Here is a 15,131-nt window from a genome sequence, read left to right as displayed (position 1 = left end):
CACCAGTGGAGAAAATTGCCGTCAAGATGCGAAAAATCAGGTGTCGCGAGGCAGAGCGCGAAGGGTGGCTGCTCTGCTCGTCGGAGCGCTCTCCTTCTTCGGCGGATGCGGAGCGAATAATCCGACTGCCTATCGGATGACTGCTGCTACCTATCAGGCGGCTCCTACCGCTCTCGATGATGTGCGGAGAATTGGGCTGGTGCAGGCAGAGGGAAGTGTAGAAGTAGACATAGACGACTCGACTCAGGTCACGAATACGTTCGTCATCGACGTTGGTGCCGCGAGTGCCAATGCGGCGACCGCAAAAGCGGCCAGGCTTCTCCGCGAGCGAGGATGGGAGATAATCGGCAAGGAGCGTCCGTGGTTTGTTACGATGAAATCCACTAAGTGGGATGCCTTTTTGGCGATCGATTCGTTCCAGCCCACACATTTGGCGAGTCATCCGGACATATTGAAGACGCTCAAGGAAAAGTCTGCGAAAACCGAAGCATCTGTGATTATAAATGTCGAGGCTTATATGGGAGAGTAGCAAGTCGTAAGCGAATGGTGTCCGGTGAGCAGTGCTCGATCCCGAGGCTCGCCGAGTTAACCCACGGCACCTTGCCAGGCGTGTGTCATCCGGCCTGGCGGGAGACCGGCGATGGCGTAGATCGTGACGATGGTGGTCTTGCCGTTCGTCGATGAGTGGGGCAGTGGTCGGCGGCGTTGGGCATGGAAGCCCTGGACGGCGCGGGGAGGCAGGTGCGGGGGACGGCGCAGATCTTCGTGCGGCGGATCTCGCGGCGCGATGATCTGAGTGTCATGACGGGTGCCGGCTGGCAAGTGGTCACACCGTCGTTGGAGTGGCTGCCGGCGCAGGGACTTGGGCCGTCCACAACCAGGCCGGCGAACTCGGGGCCGGCCCATGAGTGGGCTGCTGATGGTGGCAGGCGGGGTGCAAGCAATGAGCGAGGCCCCGGTAGGCGCGGGTGTGGTGTCGAAGGCGTCGCCTCTGTGCGCGGCGGCGGCGTGGCCATGGCGGCGGTGCCCGAAGGCGTGTTCGTCCCGTGGGCCCGCACCGCCCTGGCCGTCATCCTGATCACTCTGTCCGCGCTGGCGGACGGCATGGCCTACCCCCGCTGGCGCAACATCCAGCGGGCACTGCGCGACCAGGCGCCGCTCCTCCGCCCGCCCTCGCGGCCGTGTTCGGCTACGGGGGCGAACGCGAGCGGGGCGGCGGCGAGAAGCACGCGGACCGGGGGGAAGCGCACGAACAACTCCAGCTACTCAGCGCAGTGATCTGCAGTGAAGCGTAATTGTGGTGGGTGCGAGAATGGCCGCGCAGTGAGGGCGTCCTCTCCCTGAAGGCGAAGAGGGGCGGACCTGCGGTCCACCCCTCTCGTGACGACCCTTCCCCGGGGCCATCACCCTCGCCAGGGCGACCCTACGCCAGCAATACAGGAGAATTTCCTGTCAAGGCGATCTGTGACAAAAAATTTCCTGATACGGCTCTATGATGGCGACACGTCCCGAAGATCTTCCGTCGCCAAGGGGCCGCGCAGTGATCAACCTCGCCGAACTCGCGCTGCTGGGCTTCGCCAGCTACAGATGCACCCAGCTCGTCGTCCACGACACCCTCCTCGACGGCATCCGAGACCGGATGTTCGACTGGCACGCCCGCAACCCCGCCTCCAGAATGCGCGACTTCGTCGTCACCCTGTTCAGCTGCCCCTACTGCATCGGCGCCTGGCTGTCCCTCGCGGTCCTGCTCACCTACCTGCTCACCACCGGCCGCTTCGGCGACACCCCGCTGCTCGTGCACGGCATCGAATGGTTCGCAGTCGCCGGCGTGCAGGCGCTGCTCAACCGCGCTGACGACACCCTCGCCGAGGCCGCAACGTGAGCCGGGCCGTCGACCTCACGGCCGCCGCAGCCCGGTTCACCGAGCGTCGCCTGCGCGTCCGCCCGGTCGACCAGTCCTGGCAGGAGCGCGCCTGGGCCTTCTACGACAACGTCCCAGAAGTGCGTTTCGCCGCCCAGTGGGTGGCCAACGCCATGTCCGGTGCCCGCCTGGTCGCCGGCCGCCGCGCCGAAGACGGCACCATCGAGCCGGCCCCCGACGGGCACCGCGCCACCGAACTCGTCACCGGCATTGCTGGAGGACCCGAAGGCCAAGCACAGCTCCTGGGAGACTTCGGGCCGCACCTGGTCGTCGCCGGCGAGGGATGGATCGTCATCCGCCCCAGCATCGCCCAAGGGCATGTGAGCGGCGAGGAATGGCGGGTGCTGTCGGTGGCGGAGGTGACGCAGCAGGGCGGCAAGCTGGTCGCCGAGATCGACGGCATCCCCGTCACCATCCCCGCGCACGACCCGGACCAGCCGACCGACTCGGCGGCGCCGGTCGCGATCCGTGTCTGGGAGCCCCACCCGCGCCGGCACCTCGAGGCCGACTCGCCGGTCCGCTCCAGTCTCGGCCTGCTGGAGGAACTGCACCTGTTGAACGCCGCGGTGGCCGCCATCGCTCGCTCCCGGCTGACGGGCCGCGGGGTGCTGCTCGTCCCCAAGGGCGCACGCTTCCCGACCAGCCCGGCCCAGGGTGATGCAGAGGACGACCTGCTCGAGGTGTTCATGCAGGTCGCCGAAACCGCCTACAAGGAGCCCTAGTCGGCCGCAGCCACCGTGCCGATCATCCTCGAAGTGCCGCCCGAGGTGATCAGCGAGATGAAGGTGCTGACCTTCGAGTCCGACTTCGACCAGCTCGCGTTGAAGCTTCGCGAAGAGGCCATCCGGCGCTTCGCCACCGGCCTGGAGATCCCCGGCGAGGTGCTGCTCGGCATGGGCGACATCAACCACTGGGGAGCCTGGGCGTTGCAAGCTGAGGCGATCCGGCTCGGCATCGAACCGCGACTGGCCACTGTCGCGCACGCGCTCACCACCCAGTGGCTGCGCCCGTTGCTGGAGGACCAGGGCGTCAACGACGCCGGTCAGTGGCTGGTCTGGTACGACACCTCGCCGCTGCGCGTCCGACAGAACCGCAGCCAGACCGCGTTGGAGGTGTATGACCGCGGCGCCATCAGCGCGGAGGCGCTGCGCCGGGAGACCGGGTTCGACGACTCTGACGCCCCGCGCCTGGGCCAGAACGTCCGCGCCAGAGAAACGCGCCTGCCGGTGGACGAGACCACCACCCCACCCGACACCCTGCCCGCCTCCGCCATGCCGGAAGGGCTGCTCGCCGCTGCAGACGGGCTCATCTGGGGCGCCCTGTCCGCCGCAGGCGAGAAACTCCGCCGCACCCCCGCCTGCCCCCGCTCGGAACGGGCCCGCGCCAAGGAGATGCTGTCAGCCGCGCTGCACACGATCCTGCCCGTCGAGGCCGTCCAGGTCGAGCAGTGGCGGCTGCTCGAGGGCGCGTGGGCGCGCGTCCCGGAGATCGCCGCCCGGTACGGGCTCGACGCGGAATGCCTCACCGCGACGCTCGACTCCTACTGCCGCGAGCTGATCGCCGCCGGGGTGGAGCACCGGTACGAGCAGACCAGCGGCGTGCTTCGTGCCCCCTGCGTGATGGGGGCGGCGTGACCGAGACCGACCCGCTCCGGGACCAGCGCGACGCCGCCGACCGGACTCTCGCCACGCTGGAAGCCCTGGTGCAGGTCGTCGTCCAGCGTGCTCTCGACGAAGTCGCCGCCGACTACGCGCGCTTCCTGCGCGAGGCCGGCCGCGAAGACGTGCAGGCAGCGCTCGACGGCACCGAGCTGCGGCGGATCGCCGAACTCTGGGCCGAGCGGCTGCCTCCCATCCTGGCCGCGCTGCTCGCGGTGTTCGAGGCCGCGGTGCGCGCGGTGCTGCGCCGGTTCAGCGTGCCGATGCCGCCGGAGATGGAGGACCTCGCCGAGAAGTGGCTCGAGGATCCTTTCTCCGTGCCGGAGCAGGTCCGCATGTACCTGACGACCGCCAACAACCGGCTCGTCGGTGTCGGCGACCGGCTGTGGGAAGCCGCCCGCGAGGCGCTCGCCGCCGGCAACGACGCCGGGGAGGGCATCGACCAGCTACGCCGCCGCCTCCAGCAGATGTTCGCCCAGGACAGTGTCCAGCTCGGCCGGACCCGGGCGGAGCGGATCGCCCGCACCGAGGTCATCAGCGTGTGGAATCAGGCGAGCCTCGACGCCGCCCAACTGGTGCCAGCCGATGCGCGCCCGCCGTACAAGAGCTGGCTCGCCACCGTCGATGAACGGACGCGCCCCGCGCACTGGCAGGCCGACGGCCAGACCGTGCCGATCCAGACGACATTCGACGTCGGCGGCGAGGCGTTGATGTTCCCGGGCGACCCGACCGGCTCCCCGAGCAACATCATCCAGTGCCGCTGCACGGCCACCTTCGGCTACGGGGACCGGCCGGCTGCCGACGCGGGCCGGCAGTTCTTGGACGACGACGAGATCGCCCGGGTCATCCGCTATTTCGAGGAGCAGGGAATCGTGCGAGACGCCCACCAGCCGTCGGATGTGACCGCCGACGCCACCGAGCCCGCGCCGCCGCGCCGCTGGTCGACCCCCGGTCCTGCCGCGCTCGCGTTCGAGAACCAGGAGACCGGCGACGGCCGCGTGTTCGCGGCCGGCGCCCTGTACTGGGATGGCGGGCCATGGCCGCTGCAGTACGCCGACGAAATGCTCACCGGCCACGAAGGCGCCGAACTCGCCGGCGCGATCGAGACGCTCGGCCGCGACGGCGACCGGATCCCCGCGACAGGGGTGCTGTACCCGAGCCAGGCGTCGGGCGCCGCTGCGATCCGGCTGCTTGAAGAGGGCGCCCCTCTCGGCGTGAGCGTCGACCTGGATGACGTGGACCTAGAAATCGTCCAGTTTCAAGGTAAACAAATAGCCTCTGAGCAGGTAGTATGTTCTGCATGCAAGGGAGGTACGACAACAGCAAGCGCGGCAGTGGGTTCACCGTTCACCGCGACCAGCCAGACACCGAACACTGCGTCTGCGGATGCGGCCGGAAACTGGAACATAAGCAACAGAAGCAGTTCCGGTTCCGTGACCAGGGGTGGATACATCACGCCTGCTACGCATGGTTCAACCGCCGCGGGCTACTCCCCGCCAACACATGCCGTAACTGTGGAACGGAACTCGACCGGCGGCAAGCGCGGCTTTGCGACGACTGCGGAAGCTACAGCGGGCCACACTCAGACCGAGCGCAGCGACGCCGCTACCACTTCACCCGCACCTACGGGATCAAAGCATCAGAAGCCGAACGGATCTTCGCCGAGCAAGGCGGCAAGTGCGCAATCTGCTACGCAGGAATCACTCTCTTCGACGGCGACAGCAGAGATACTGCCTACTTCGACCACTGCCATACAAACAAACGCAACCGAGCGTTCCTCTGCCAGCCCTGCAACTCAGGGCTCGGAGACTTCCGGGACGACCCTGAACTCCTGGAACGCGCAGCTGCGTACCTGCGCCTGCACCAAGGCTGACGAGAGTGACGATGACGACGGCGAGGTGATCCTGCTCGCCTCCCTCGCCGCGGCGAGCGTGCTTGCGCTGCCCGACGGCGGCCACGCGGTGCGCGCCACCCACGTCACCGAGTGGACCGCGGCTGGTCGGCCGGTACGGGCGACGCACGCGGTGGAGTGGACCGTGGACGCCGACAGCCGGGTGGCCGCGGCCGACCTGCAAGCGGCGCTCACCGCCGCAGGGGTGATGACCGCCGCCGCAGGAGACGCCGACACCGACACCGGCCAAGTTCTGAAGGCCGAGCGGACTGGCGACATGGTCATGCGCATCACCCGAGCCCGAGTCCGCGGCGCCACGCTCGTCTCCATGCCAGCGTTCGCAGCTGCACGGATCGTCCTCGACGCCGACGAGTTGGCTGCCGCGTGCGGCGACACCCCGCCCGGCGGCCGGATGCGGGACGTCATCATGTTCGTGGCCTCCAGCCCCACCCCGGTCAATGCCACGCAGGTCGCGGACGCGCTCAGCATCACCACCGTCGCCGCCCGCGAATACCTGGCCCGCGCCGCCCTTGCCGGGCGGATCACCCGGCTCGCGCGCGGCCTGTACGTCGCCGCCGCGACGCTGCCGGAAGCTCGTCCTGACCTGGTCGCCGCCATGTCAGGCGACCTCGAATTGCCGATCCACGACGACCGGGACGCCGAATGGGACGGCGACGCCGCAGCGTCCCGCGTACTGGAGTGGGCGACCGGCAGCGACGGCCAGGTCGACGCCGAGCGTCTCGCCGCCGCGTTCCTGTGGCGTGACCCGGACGCCGACCCGGAGACCTTGGCCGCCTACAAGCTCGGCATCGCCGCGGTATTCGACCGTGACGGCAACGAGCGGCTGGAGATCGTCCCGGCCACTGTGTTCGCCGTCGCCGCCGTTCTGCAGGGCGGCCGGGGAGGGGCGGACATCCCCGCCGCCGAACAGACCGCCATCCGCGAACGCGTCGAACGCCTGTACGCGCGGCTCGCCGAAGCGTTCGACGACCCCACCCTGACAGCGCCCTGGGCAGACGACCAGGACCCCGAAGACGACGATGTGGACGAGCTGGAGGCGTCCGCGTGGACCGCGATGCGGGAACTACCGCCGATGCCGGCCGCCTGGTTCCGCGAGCCCAGCGCGGAGGAACTGCCGCCCGACTCCGGCGGCGTTCACTACAGGAACGGCAGACTCTACGGCTGGGTCGCCCAAGCCGGGGAGCCCCACGTCGGCATGCCGGGCCGGAACCTGACGATCGAGTCGCTCGGCGACATCGACCTGACGCACTTCCTACGCGCCCGGTTCCAACTGGACGACAGCAGCGAAGTCCGGGCCGGCGCGATGACGATGAACGTGGGCCACCACCGCGACGGCGCCGAGTGCGAGACCACCAGCTGCCAGTTCGACGACACCCGCACGGTCGCCGCGGTGATCACCGTCGGGATGAACGACCGCGGCATGTGGTTCTCCGGCGCCGCCATGCCGTGGCTGGCACAGACCGACGTCATGGTTCTTCGGGCCTGCCAGCCCAGCTACCACATGAAGCAGGGCCGCGACGGCCGCTGGCAGCTGCGCGCTGTCCTGTCGGTTCCTGTGCCCGGCCACTCGTCTCCGCTGCTCGCCTCGGCGGTGGTCGAACGTGCGAACCTCGCGCTGACGGCGTCCGCCGCGCTCGCACGCCAAGGGCGGGTCGACCGTGCCGGTGGCAAGCAGCCCGTCCTGATGGCTGGCCAGGCCGATGCGGCCAGCCCCGTCGATCTGGCGACGCTCGCGGCCGCGCTCGCCCCGGCAGTGGTGGACGAGATGGAGCGGCGGCAGGCAGCACGTGAGGAGATCGAGCGGATGGCGGCCGAGCTGGAGTCGGTGCGTGCAGAGCTTGCCGCCACCACGGCGGCACCAACCACGGAAGGAGTCTGATCATGGGGTGTGGCTGCAAGGGCGGAAACCGGCAGCAGTTCGAGGTTGTCACCACGGATGAGAAGGGCGACGACAAGGTCGTCTACACCTCGACGAGCGAGCCGACGGCCACGGCGGTGGCTCGGCGGTACCCCGGCAGCACCGTCCGCACGAAGCGGCAGCAGACGTCGGCCGGGCCACGGGCCGGAGCCTGATGCGCGTCTCGGTGGACGGGTGATCCAGGGTGCGTGTCGCGATCCTTCCTCTCCCGCATGTGGTCATAGGCGACCATGTCGAGGAGCTGTTCGCCCTCATCGCCGACGAGGGCGGCGACGATGTGGCCGAGCACTTCGCCGAGCAGCCGAACCGCTTTGGGGGCGACGTCGGCACTCGCGCGGTCGCCATCGTGCCCGACACGGTCCAGGCCGTGGGCCGGTACGCCGACCCATGGTCCGCCCGCGAGGTCGTCGCGATGACGGTCGACACCCACGACGCGGATGAGGTGCGGCGTCTGGGCTTGCCGCGCCTCGCCGAGTCGGCCCCGTGACCCGCCTGATCGACGGAGAAGGAGCACCCGGCGGACGCGTGGGACGCGCTCGCCGGTGGCCGCGCCTCATGCCCGGGGTGCCTCCCGCGCGCGCCGGCTCGGAATGTCGCCGCTCCAACTGAGGCCAGGCGCTGCAGGAGCCGGCGTGCGGGTCTGGCAGCGTGAGCGCCGCCAATGAGGAGCGCTCGCTCCTGTGCCTGACGGGTCGGAGATCAGACATCCTGCAGGGCTCCGTCGGCAACTTTCGGCCAGGACAACTTCGGGGCCCAGGTGAGACGGGCCCCTTGGACTCGGCGTCGGATCGACCGGAAGTGTCGGCCATGATCGTAGCCTGGCGCCCATGACCACAATCGAGACCGTGTCGTTCGATCTCCGTGTCAGCTACCGGCAGGCATACCTCATCGACGTCGGCACGATGGTCCCAGAAGCCTTTCCCAATGACCATCCGGAGCACCCCGTGGGGATCATTCGGGTGAAGGATGATAAAGCTCTCCTGGTCACGGGCCTGCATACGGGTAAGGTCGGCTTCTCGGTGGCGGTGACCGACCACGACCCGGGAGCGGACACCGACGGGTATGAGGACATCGTGGAGATCAGTTTCCGGTCTCAGATAGGACGAGTCTGGCTATGCGAGTGGGCAGGCGAACGAGTTCACGAACTACCGGAATTGTCCTCGGGTCCGGGGTGGTATCGGTTGCGCTACCACGCCGTGAACATGGACACGGGGGCGGAAGTAAACAGTTCGATGGATGTTGTGGTCGACCGCTATCTGCTGCAAATCTGGCCGCAGAGTGTGTCCACACCACGTGTGGTCAAGAGCACGAGCCATCAACTTTCCTACTGGCGCAGTGCGAGCTGACGTCCCGGCTGAGGCGTCTCGTGGCCGCTACCTAGCTGCCCGCCGTCGATCGGCCGGGCCGGTCGTCCTTTGACCTTGGGTAAGACACAGAAGGGGGCCGGCCCTTGCCGGTTCGCAGGGTGACTGGCTATGAACGGCAGCGTTGGCCCCAGTTGAACGAGATCTCTGGCCCTACCTGATGAATCGGGTGGGCGCGTGTTCGTGAGAAGTGGCCCCAGCGGCTGTCTTGCGGTGAGAGCATCAGTGTGCTCTGAGAGTCAGGTGACCCGCATGCAGCCGAGGTCCAAGGTCGAGCTTTTCGCAGCGATCCGCAGGGACGCCCGCATCGAGAAGTTGTCGATCCACGAACTCTCTCGCCGTTACGGCGTTCATCGGCGGCTGGTACGGGAGGCGTTGACCTCACCGTGGCCTGCAGGGCGCAAGGCGATGCCACCCCGCCGCTCGGTGGTTGACCCCTACAAACCGATCATCGATGCGATCCTGCGCACGGACCTGGACGCCCCACGAAAGCAGCGGCACACCGCCAAACGTGTCTTCGACCGGCTCGTCGCCGAGCATGGCATGGACAACGTCTCCTACGGCCGGATCAGGGACTATATCAAGCGTCGAAAGCCGGAGATCCTCATCGAGGAGGGGCGCGGGCCGCCTACGGTGTTCGTTGCGCAGACCCATCGTCCAGGCGAGGAAGCGAGGTCGACTTCGGGGACGTCTACATCATGCTCGGCGGGGTGCGTACGCTGTGCTACCTATTCGTCTTCCGGCTCTCCTTCTCCGGCAAGGCCATCCACCGCATCTTCCTTTCCCAAGCACAGGAGGCCTTTTTCGAAGGTCACGTGCACGCCTTCCAACGACTGGGCGGCGTGCCACGAGGCAAGGTGCGCTATGACAACCTCAGCTCCGCCGTCGCCCAGGTGCTCGGTTTCACACGGGCCTGGGTCGAGACCGACCGATGGACCGCCTTCAGGTCATGGGCGGGGCTAGAGGTCTTCTACTGCCGGCCCGGCATCGACGGCGCTCATGAGAAAGGCGGAGTGGAGGGAGAGGTTGGTCGCTTCCGTCGCAACAGGCTGGTCCCCGTGCCTGTCGTCGCCACATTGGCGGAGCTGAACGCGCAAGTCGACTTATGGGATGAGGAAGACGAACAGCGGCGGATCGGCGAGCGGGCACGCACCGTCGGCGAGTATTTCGCCATCGAAAAGCCGTTCCTGCAGCCACTGCCGGATGATCATTTCGAGACGGGTCGGCTATTCTCCCCGCGGGTGGACCGCTACAGCCAGATCACGGTGCGGATGAACCGCTATTCAGTGCCGGTGCGTCTGATCGGCCGCCAGGTCCGGGTTCTGCTGCACGCATGTGAGCTGGTGGTCTACGACGGCCGCACCGAGGTCGCCCGGCACGAGCGGCTCGGCTCACGCGGCCAGGTACGCCTAGATCTGGATCACTACCTGGAGGGCCTGCTGCGTAAACCAGGCGCCCTGCCTGGCGCGACCGCGCTGGAGCAGGCCCGAGCGACGGGCAAATTCACCCCGGTGCATGAGGCGTGGTGGGAGGCGGCCCGGCGAGCGGACGGCGACGCGGCCGGCACCCGCTCGCTGATCGAAGTGCTGTTGCTGCACCGGCACATGACCCATGAGCAGGTTGTCGCCGGGATTGCCGCTGCCCTGCGTGCCGGTGCTCTGACCGCCGACGCTGTTGCACTGGAAGCACGCCGGGCAGCCGAAGCTGAGCCACCAGCTGAGCAGCCCGATCGGCCCTCCGCCGATGAGCGCAGGCCCGGCCGGGTGATCTCGCTGACCCGGCGGCGGCTGGCCGCGCTGCCCCCAGATAACCGGCCGCTGCCGTCGGTTGCCGCCTACGACCAGCTGCTGCGTCACCCCCGGCCGCCGGCCGAGGGCTCCACCACCTAGGGAGTCCAGCCATGACCAGTCGTCACCGCGGTCTGACCGAACCGGCCGCTGACGCGGCTATCGACGCCGCCTGCCGTAACCTGCGCCTTCCCACCATGCGCGGCCAGTTCTCCGAACTCGCCGACTCTGCCGCCCGTGACCAGATGACCTATCGGGGGTTCCTGGCCGAGCTGTTGATGGCCGAATGCGACGACCGCAACCGCCGCCGATCCGAACGCAGGATCAAAGCCGCGGGTTTTCCCCGCGACAAGGCGCTGCGCACCTTCGATTTCGAGGCCAACCCGCACATCGACCCAGCCGCCATCCATACCCTCGCCACCTGCGAATGGGTGAAGAAGGGCCTGCCGCTCTGCCTGATCGGCGACTCGGGCACCGGCAAGTCGCACCTGCTGATCGCGCTGGGCACCGAGGCTGCGATGGCGGGGTTCCGGGTCAAGTACGTGCTGGCCACCAAGCTGGTCAATGAACTGGTCGAAGCCGCTGACGACAAGCTCCTGACCAAGACCATCGCCCGCTACGGCCGCGTCGACCCGCTATGCATCGACGAACTCGGATATATGGAACTCGACCGGCGCGGCGCGGAACTGCTGTTTCCAGGTGCTCACCGAGCGCGAGGAGAAGAACAGCGTGGCCATTGCCTCCAACGAGTCCTTCTCCTCCTGGACCAAGACCTTCACCGACCCCCGCCTCTGCGCCGCCACCGTCGATCGACTCACCTTTGGCGGCAACATCATCGAGACCGGTACCGACTCCTACCGTCTGGCCCAAACCCGCGCCCGCACTGAACAGCGCAGCACGGGCTGATCATCAATCTGCGCGCCCATCTCCGCGCGGAAGTCTGGAGGTGGGCGCTGTCATTCTCACCGACGTTGGGCCGCGAAGGGGCTATCACGGCCTGAGATGTGAGGGCCTGTCCTCGGCCAGGAACGGCAGTACGTGGGGGAGCACATCGGCGGATCTGTCCCAGCCGCCCTTGTGGTCAGCGGCCGGCAGGGAGAAGAAACCCGCGCCGGCGCGTTCGGCGAACGCCCGCATCGGGTCGTGCCAGGGATCGGCCGTGCCCACGTACATCAAGATGGGCACCCCGCAGGCCGCCAGCTCGGTGGCCAGGCCGGGCTCGCGTGAGAACGCATCGTAATTGGCGCGGAAGGCGCCCAGGTCCCCGGCGCCGATCAGGACGGCCTGATACGGATCAGCCGAAGCCCCCTGTTTCACGATCTCGTAGGCATCGATGTCGGCGGGCAAGCCGAGCTCCCGAATCGCCTGGTCGACCGCGGAGCGAAAGCCGTTGATGGGATCGTAGGCGCCAGCGATCAGCCGGGTCAGGCGTTCGGGCGCGTGCGCCGCGACCGCATAGCCGGTCATGGCGCCCAGCGAGTAGCCCCAGAACGCGGCCCGGTCAGCGCCGACATCGTCGAGCACGGCGGTGACGTAGTCGACCCGATGCTGCAAGGAATATGCCTCGATCTCGCGCGGGGCGTCGCTTGCGCCCAGTCCCAGTGGATCGATGGCGATCACCGTGTGGGCGGCGGTCAGGGCCGGGGTGTATCCGCTGTGGGCCCAGTGCGCGCCGTCCTGGAACATGCCCGGATGCAGCACGACCGGCGGGCCGTCCCCGAACACCTCGTAGGAGATCTTGAAACCATGGCTGCGTGCGGTGGGCACGTGTCGCTCCTTGTCCTCAAGCAAGAGTCGCTGAGCAAACGACCGATGAAGGGCCTTTACCCAGGAACGTTACGACTTGTAACAGGCTTCATCCTTCAGGATCATTGGACCGTCCGGAAGGAGGCACTTTCTTGTCGCAACGGAACACCGCAGTAACAGACCAGCTCACAGCCCCCACCGATGCGTCCTCGCCCGAGGACTGCCCACTGCCTGAGGTCCTGGCCCTGATCGGGGACAAGTGGAGCGCTCAGGTACTGGTCCAACTGGGTGAGGGCCCGCACCGGTTCACCCAACTGGAACGGGCGATCGAGGGCATCAGCCGGCGGATGCTGACCGTGAGCCTGCGCAACCTGGAACGCAACGGGCTGATCACCCGCACCGTCTACCCCGACTCCCCACCCCGGGTGGAATACGCCACCACAGCTCTGGTCGAGGACATACGCGCTCCACTGGAGGCTCTCGCGGCATGGGCCCGCTACGCCAGCCCCGTCATTGCCGCAGCCCGCCACGCCTACGACAATCGCCATTAACCCCTCGCTCGCCCGGCGGGCACGACCGCACCGGCTCCGCCGTAACCGCGCAGCAGCATCGGGGCTCGCCGCCTTCCCCGTCGTCGATCCTCCATGACGTCGGGATCTTCGGATCGAATTTGGCTAGGCCAGGTGGGGCCAAAATAGTCGTTCGCCGTCCGTGCTTAAGATCGCGTACTGGGGCCAGAGGACTTGTTCCCTTGGGGCCAGAAGACTCGTTCGAAGCCATTGGGTGATGTCGTCCCGGCTCGTCTCCGGCCCGCCGCTCCCGGCAAGCTGCTCGTTCGGTCAGGTGACGCGATCTTGCTCGCACTCCACGTAGTGCCGGTGTGAACCGTTGCTGTGTCAACGAGTGTCGGGGCCGTGCGGGTTGTGTGCGAGAGCTGGATCGGTGATGCTGGGTCGGCCCCGGAGGGATTCTTCGATGTGGAGAGCCACGGACGTGGTCAGCTTCGCCGCTGTCCCGGCGCATGAGCGGCTCAGCTTCTGGCGCGAGATGAGCTCGAAGATGTGGATGCCGCTGGACGCGCACTGCGAACCAGGTCTGGAAGGCGCGTTCCAAGCTCACGTCGCCCTCAGCGGCCTCGGCCTCGTGCAAGCGACCTTGCTGACCGCGCCGTCGCTGACGATCCGGCGTACGCCCCACCTGATCCGCCGCTCCGACCCCGAAACCTTCTTCGTGACCTGCACCGTCCGTGGCCACGCCATCGGAGAACAAGCCGGTCGGCAGGCGGATCTGCGTGTCGGGGATCTGATGCTCCGGGACAGTTCGCAGCCCTATCTGACCACCTTCGAGTCGAGGGGGCCCCGGGGACGGGCAGGTGCTGTCGCTGCAGTTTCCGCGCTCCTTGCGGCCACTGCCCGAACGGGGCCTGCGCGAGCTCAACTCGGTGCCGATCCGGGGTGAGCGGGGCATGGGTGCGCTGGCCTCGCAGTTCCTGCTCCAGTTGGCCCGGCATCTGGAGGAGTTCAGCCCGGCCGAGGCGATGCGGGTCTCCACCCTGACCACCGACGTCCTGACCGCCGCGCTGGCCGGCGCACTGGACGCCCACAGCGCGGTGCCGCCGAACAGCCGACGACGCGCGTTGCTCGCCCAGATCCACGCCTTCATACAAGCGAACCTGGGCGAGGCGGACCTGACCCCGGCCGCGATCGCCGCGGCGCACCACATCTCCCTGCGGTATCTGAACAAGCTGTTCCGCGCCGAGGGGCACACCGTGGCCGCATGGATCCGCGAACGCCGCTTGGAACGGTGCCGGCGTGACCTCGCCGAGCCGCATTTGGCCGGTTACCCGATCAACGCGATCGCGGCCCGGTGGGGGTTCACCAGCCCGGCGCATTTCAGCCAGGCGTTCCGCAGCGCCTACGGGCTTTCGCCACGCGAGTTCCGCCAGCAGTGCACGAGATAGTGCCCGCAGACTAAACAGGTGTGCGCTCTGCCGTAAGGACAAGTCCGGCGATGGCCAGCAACCTGGGAAAGGAAGGCCAACGGGGAGCCCAGGCAAAGGAGACCGATGAGCAAGCTCGCTGGAACAGCCGCAGCAACCCTTTCGGAAGTTCGCCTGTTCGGCTCGGCCCCAGCATCCGCCGGTATCGCAGCGCAGACTGCATCGTTCCGCCTTTCAAACAGCGGCAGCGGGCGCTGTCTGATCAACACTGGCGGCTCCATCAGCGGCACATTCACTGGCAGGTGCGACACGGGGGTTAACCAATCGACGACGTCGGGGGTGGCCGTATGTCAACACTGGGACGGGGGCGCTGCCTGACCGCCGGCACCACGAGCGCGTGGACGGCCCCGTGTAACGGACAGCCCAACAGGTGTCTTCATGGCCCGCTGCAACGCAGCCAGCCCGTACCACCTGTGGATGGAGTTCTGAGGCTTCTGCTTTGTGACGTCGGCCCGGCTTGATCCGCGCCGCGAGCCTGTACGTCGCGCCGCGGGACTGTGGCGCTCCCGGGTCCCACGGGAGACGGCAGGCGTCGTAGCGCCCTCGCCCTGCGCAGAGTGCCGGTCCGTCGGCGGCTCGCGGCATCGGCTTTCGCGAGCGCGCCGAAGGCGGCCTCCGGCAGCACATCGTCAAGTCATTCAGGCACCAGAACCATTGATGGCGAAGGAGAAATTACATGCGTATGAAACTGTCCCAGCTCGTTATCACGGCGGCGGCAACCCTAACCGTCGTAGGTACCGGACTGGCAGCCACCATGCCGGCAGCGGCACAAGAACGCACGCCAAACTCCCAGCAGGCCGTCTCCGCCCTATCGGTTGAATGTACG

At 67.7% G+C, this 15,131-nt stretch carries 14 protein-coding genes and 3 pseudogenes; 16 read left to right on the top strand and 1 reads right to left on the bottom strand.

Annotated elements, in window-relative coordinates; all coding sequences use genetic code 11:
* The first annotated feature begins 64 nt into the window (after nucleotides 1-64).
* From FHU36_RS04225 to FHU36_RS45440, 13 genes and pseudogenes are all read left to right on the top strand, one after another.
* The gene (locus FHU36_RS04225) at nucleotides 65-529 is read left to right on the top strand and encodes a hypothetical protein (protein ID WP_185082475.1); all 465 of its coding nucleotides are present in this window, start codon (nucleotides 65-67) and stop codon (nucleotides 527-529) included.
* Between the two features lie 464 nt (nucleotides 530-993).
* Nucleotides 994-1,278 (top strand): YidH family protein, encoded by a 285-nt coding sequence (locus FHU36_RS04220; protein ID WP_185082474.1) that lies wholly within the window; start codon nucleotides 994-996, stop codon nucleotides 1,276-1,278.
* 262 nt (nucleotides 1,279-1,540) lie between these two features.
* Complete coding sequence (locus tag FHU36_RS04215; RefSeq protein WP_185082473.1) at nucleotides 1,541-1,882, top strand: DUF1360 domain-containing protein; 342 nt, start codon at nucleotides 1,541-1,543, stop codon at nucleotides 1,880-1,882.
* A complete protein-coding gene (locus FHU36_RS43395; RefSeq protein WP_221495760.1) occupies nucleotides 1,879-2,643 on the top strand; it encodes a hypothetical protein in 765 nt (254 codons plus the stop codon). The genes FHU36_RS04215 and FHU36_RS43395 overlap by 4 nt, the downstream gene beginning before the upstream one ends.
* 15 nt (nucleotides 2,644-2,658) lie before the next feature.
* Nucleotides 2,659-3,555, top strand: coding sequence for a hypothetical protein (locus FHU36_RS43390; protein ID WP_221495759.1), 897 nt, complete (start codon nucleotides 2,659-2,661; stop codon nucleotides 3,553-3,555).
* Nucleotides 3,438-4,337 (top strand): annotated as a pseudogene (locus FHU36_RS46740) (phage minor head protein); the annotation flags it as partial. The gene FHU36_RS43390 and the pseudogene FHU36_RS46740, both read left to right, overlap by 118 nt.
* A gap of 533 nt (nucleotides 4,338-4,870) precedes the next feature.
* Nucleotides 4,871-5,452, top strand: a complete 582-nt coding sequence (locus FHU36_RS46735) for an endonuclease domain-containing protein (RefSeq protein ID WP_376774135.1) — start codon at nucleotides 4,871-4,873, stop codon at nucleotides 5,450-5,452.
* 1,920 nt (nucleotides 5,453-7,372) lie between these two features.
* The gene (locus FHU36_RS04200) at nucleotides 7,373-7,564 is read left to right on the top strand and encodes a hypothetical protein (protein WP_185082471.1); all 192 of its coding nucleotides are present in this window, start codon (nucleotides 7,373-7,375) and stop codon (nucleotides 7,562-7,564) included.
* A gap of 59 nt (nucleotides 7,565-7,623) precedes the next feature.
* Nucleotides 7,624-7,896 carry a hypothetical protein gene (locus FHU36_RS04195; RefSeq protein WP_185082470.1) on the top strand — a complete coding sequence of 91 codons (273 nt, stop codon included), beginning with the start codon at nucleotides 7,624-7,626 and terminating at the stop codon, nucleotides 7,894-7,896.
* A 340-nt stretch (nucleotides 7,897-8,236) separates the two neighbouring features.
* A complete protein-coding gene (locus FHU36_RS04190) occupies nucleotides 8,237-8,755 on the top strand; it encodes a hypothetical protein (protein ID WP_185082469.1) in 519 nt (172 codons plus the stop codon).
* 270 nt (nucleotides 8,756-9,025) lie between these two features.
* Nucleotides 9,026-10,662 (top strand): annotated as a pseudogene (istA, locus tag FHU36_RS04185) (IS21 family transposase).
* 11 nt (nucleotides 10,663-10,673) lie between these two features.
* Nucleotides 10,674-11,243: pseudogene (locus FHU36_RS45445) on the top strand (ATP-binding protein); the annotation flags it as partial.
* A gap of 16 nt (nucleotides 11,244-11,259) precedes the next feature.
* Complete coding sequence (locus tag FHU36_RS45440; protein ID WP_312891429.1) at nucleotides 11,260-11,466, top strand: ATP-binding protein; 207 nt, start codon at nucleotides 11,260-11,262, stop codon at nucleotides 11,464-11,466.
* A gap of 84 nt (nucleotides 11,467-11,550) precedes the next feature.
* Here the strand turns inward: FHU36_RS45440 and FHU36_RS04175 are convergent, their stop codons facing one another.
* Nucleotides 11,551-12,327, bottom strand: a complete 777-nt coding sequence (locus tag FHU36_RS04175; RefSeq protein WP_185082468.1) for an alpha/beta fold hydrolase — start codon at nucleotides 12,325-12,327, stop codon at nucleotides 11,551-11,553.
* 131 nt (nucleotides 12,328-12,458) lie between these two features.
* On the opposite strand from FHU36_RS04175, the gene FHU36_RS04170 reads away from it, so the two are divergent.
* From FHU36_RS04170 to FHU36_RS43380, 3 genes are all read left to right on the top strand, one after another.
* A complete protein-coding gene (locus FHU36_RS04170) occupies nucleotides 12,459-12,857 on the top strand; it encodes a winged helix-turn-helix transcriptional regulator (protein WP_185082467.1) in 399 nt (132 codons plus the stop codon).
* A 442-nt stretch (nucleotides 12,858-13,299) separates the two neighbouring features.
* Nucleotides 13,300-13,764, top strand: a complete 465-nt coding sequence (locus FHU36_RS43385; protein ID WP_221495758.1) for an AraC-like ligand-binding domain-containing protein — start codon at nucleotides 13,300-13,302, stop codon at nucleotides 13,762-13,764.
* A 7-nt stretch (nucleotides 13,765-13,771) separates the two neighbouring features.
* On the top strand, nucleotides 13,772-14,266 hold the full coding sequence (locus FHU36_RS43380; RefSeq protein ID WP_221495757.1) for a helix-turn-helix domain-containing protein: 495 nt from the start codon (nucleotides 13,772-13,774) through the stop codon (nucleotides 14,264-14,266).
* The last annotated feature ends 865 nt before the right edge of the window (nucleotides 14,267-15,131 follow it).

The sequence above is a fragment of the Nonomuraea muscovyensis genome (genome assembly GCF_014207745.1).
Classification (GTDB): Bacteria; Actinomycetota; Actinomycetes; order Streptosporangiales; family Streptosporangiaceae; genus Nonomuraea; species Nonomuraea muscovyensis.
The sequence above is the reverse complement of the archived record's forward strand: the minus strand, read 5'-3'. Positions and strand labels throughout refer to the sequence as shown.

Coding starts and splice junctions, on each gene's coding strand:
- FHU36_RS46735 (WP_376774135.1), top strand. CDS start 4,871: ATGTTCTGCATGCAAGGGAGGTACGACAACAGCAAGCGCGGCAGTGGG.
- FHU36_RS04200 (WP_185082471.1), top strand. CDS start 7,373: ATGGGGTGTGGCTGCAAGGGCGGAAACCGGCAGCAGTTCGAGGTTGTC.
- FHU36_RS04190 (WP_185082469.1), top strand. CDS start 8,237: ATGACCACAATCGAGACCGTGTCGTTCGATCTCCGTGTCAGCTACCGG.
- FHU36_RS43380 (WP_221495757.1), top strand. CDS start 13,772: ATGGGTGCGCTGGCCTCGCAGTTCCTGCTCCAGTTGGCCCGGCATCTG.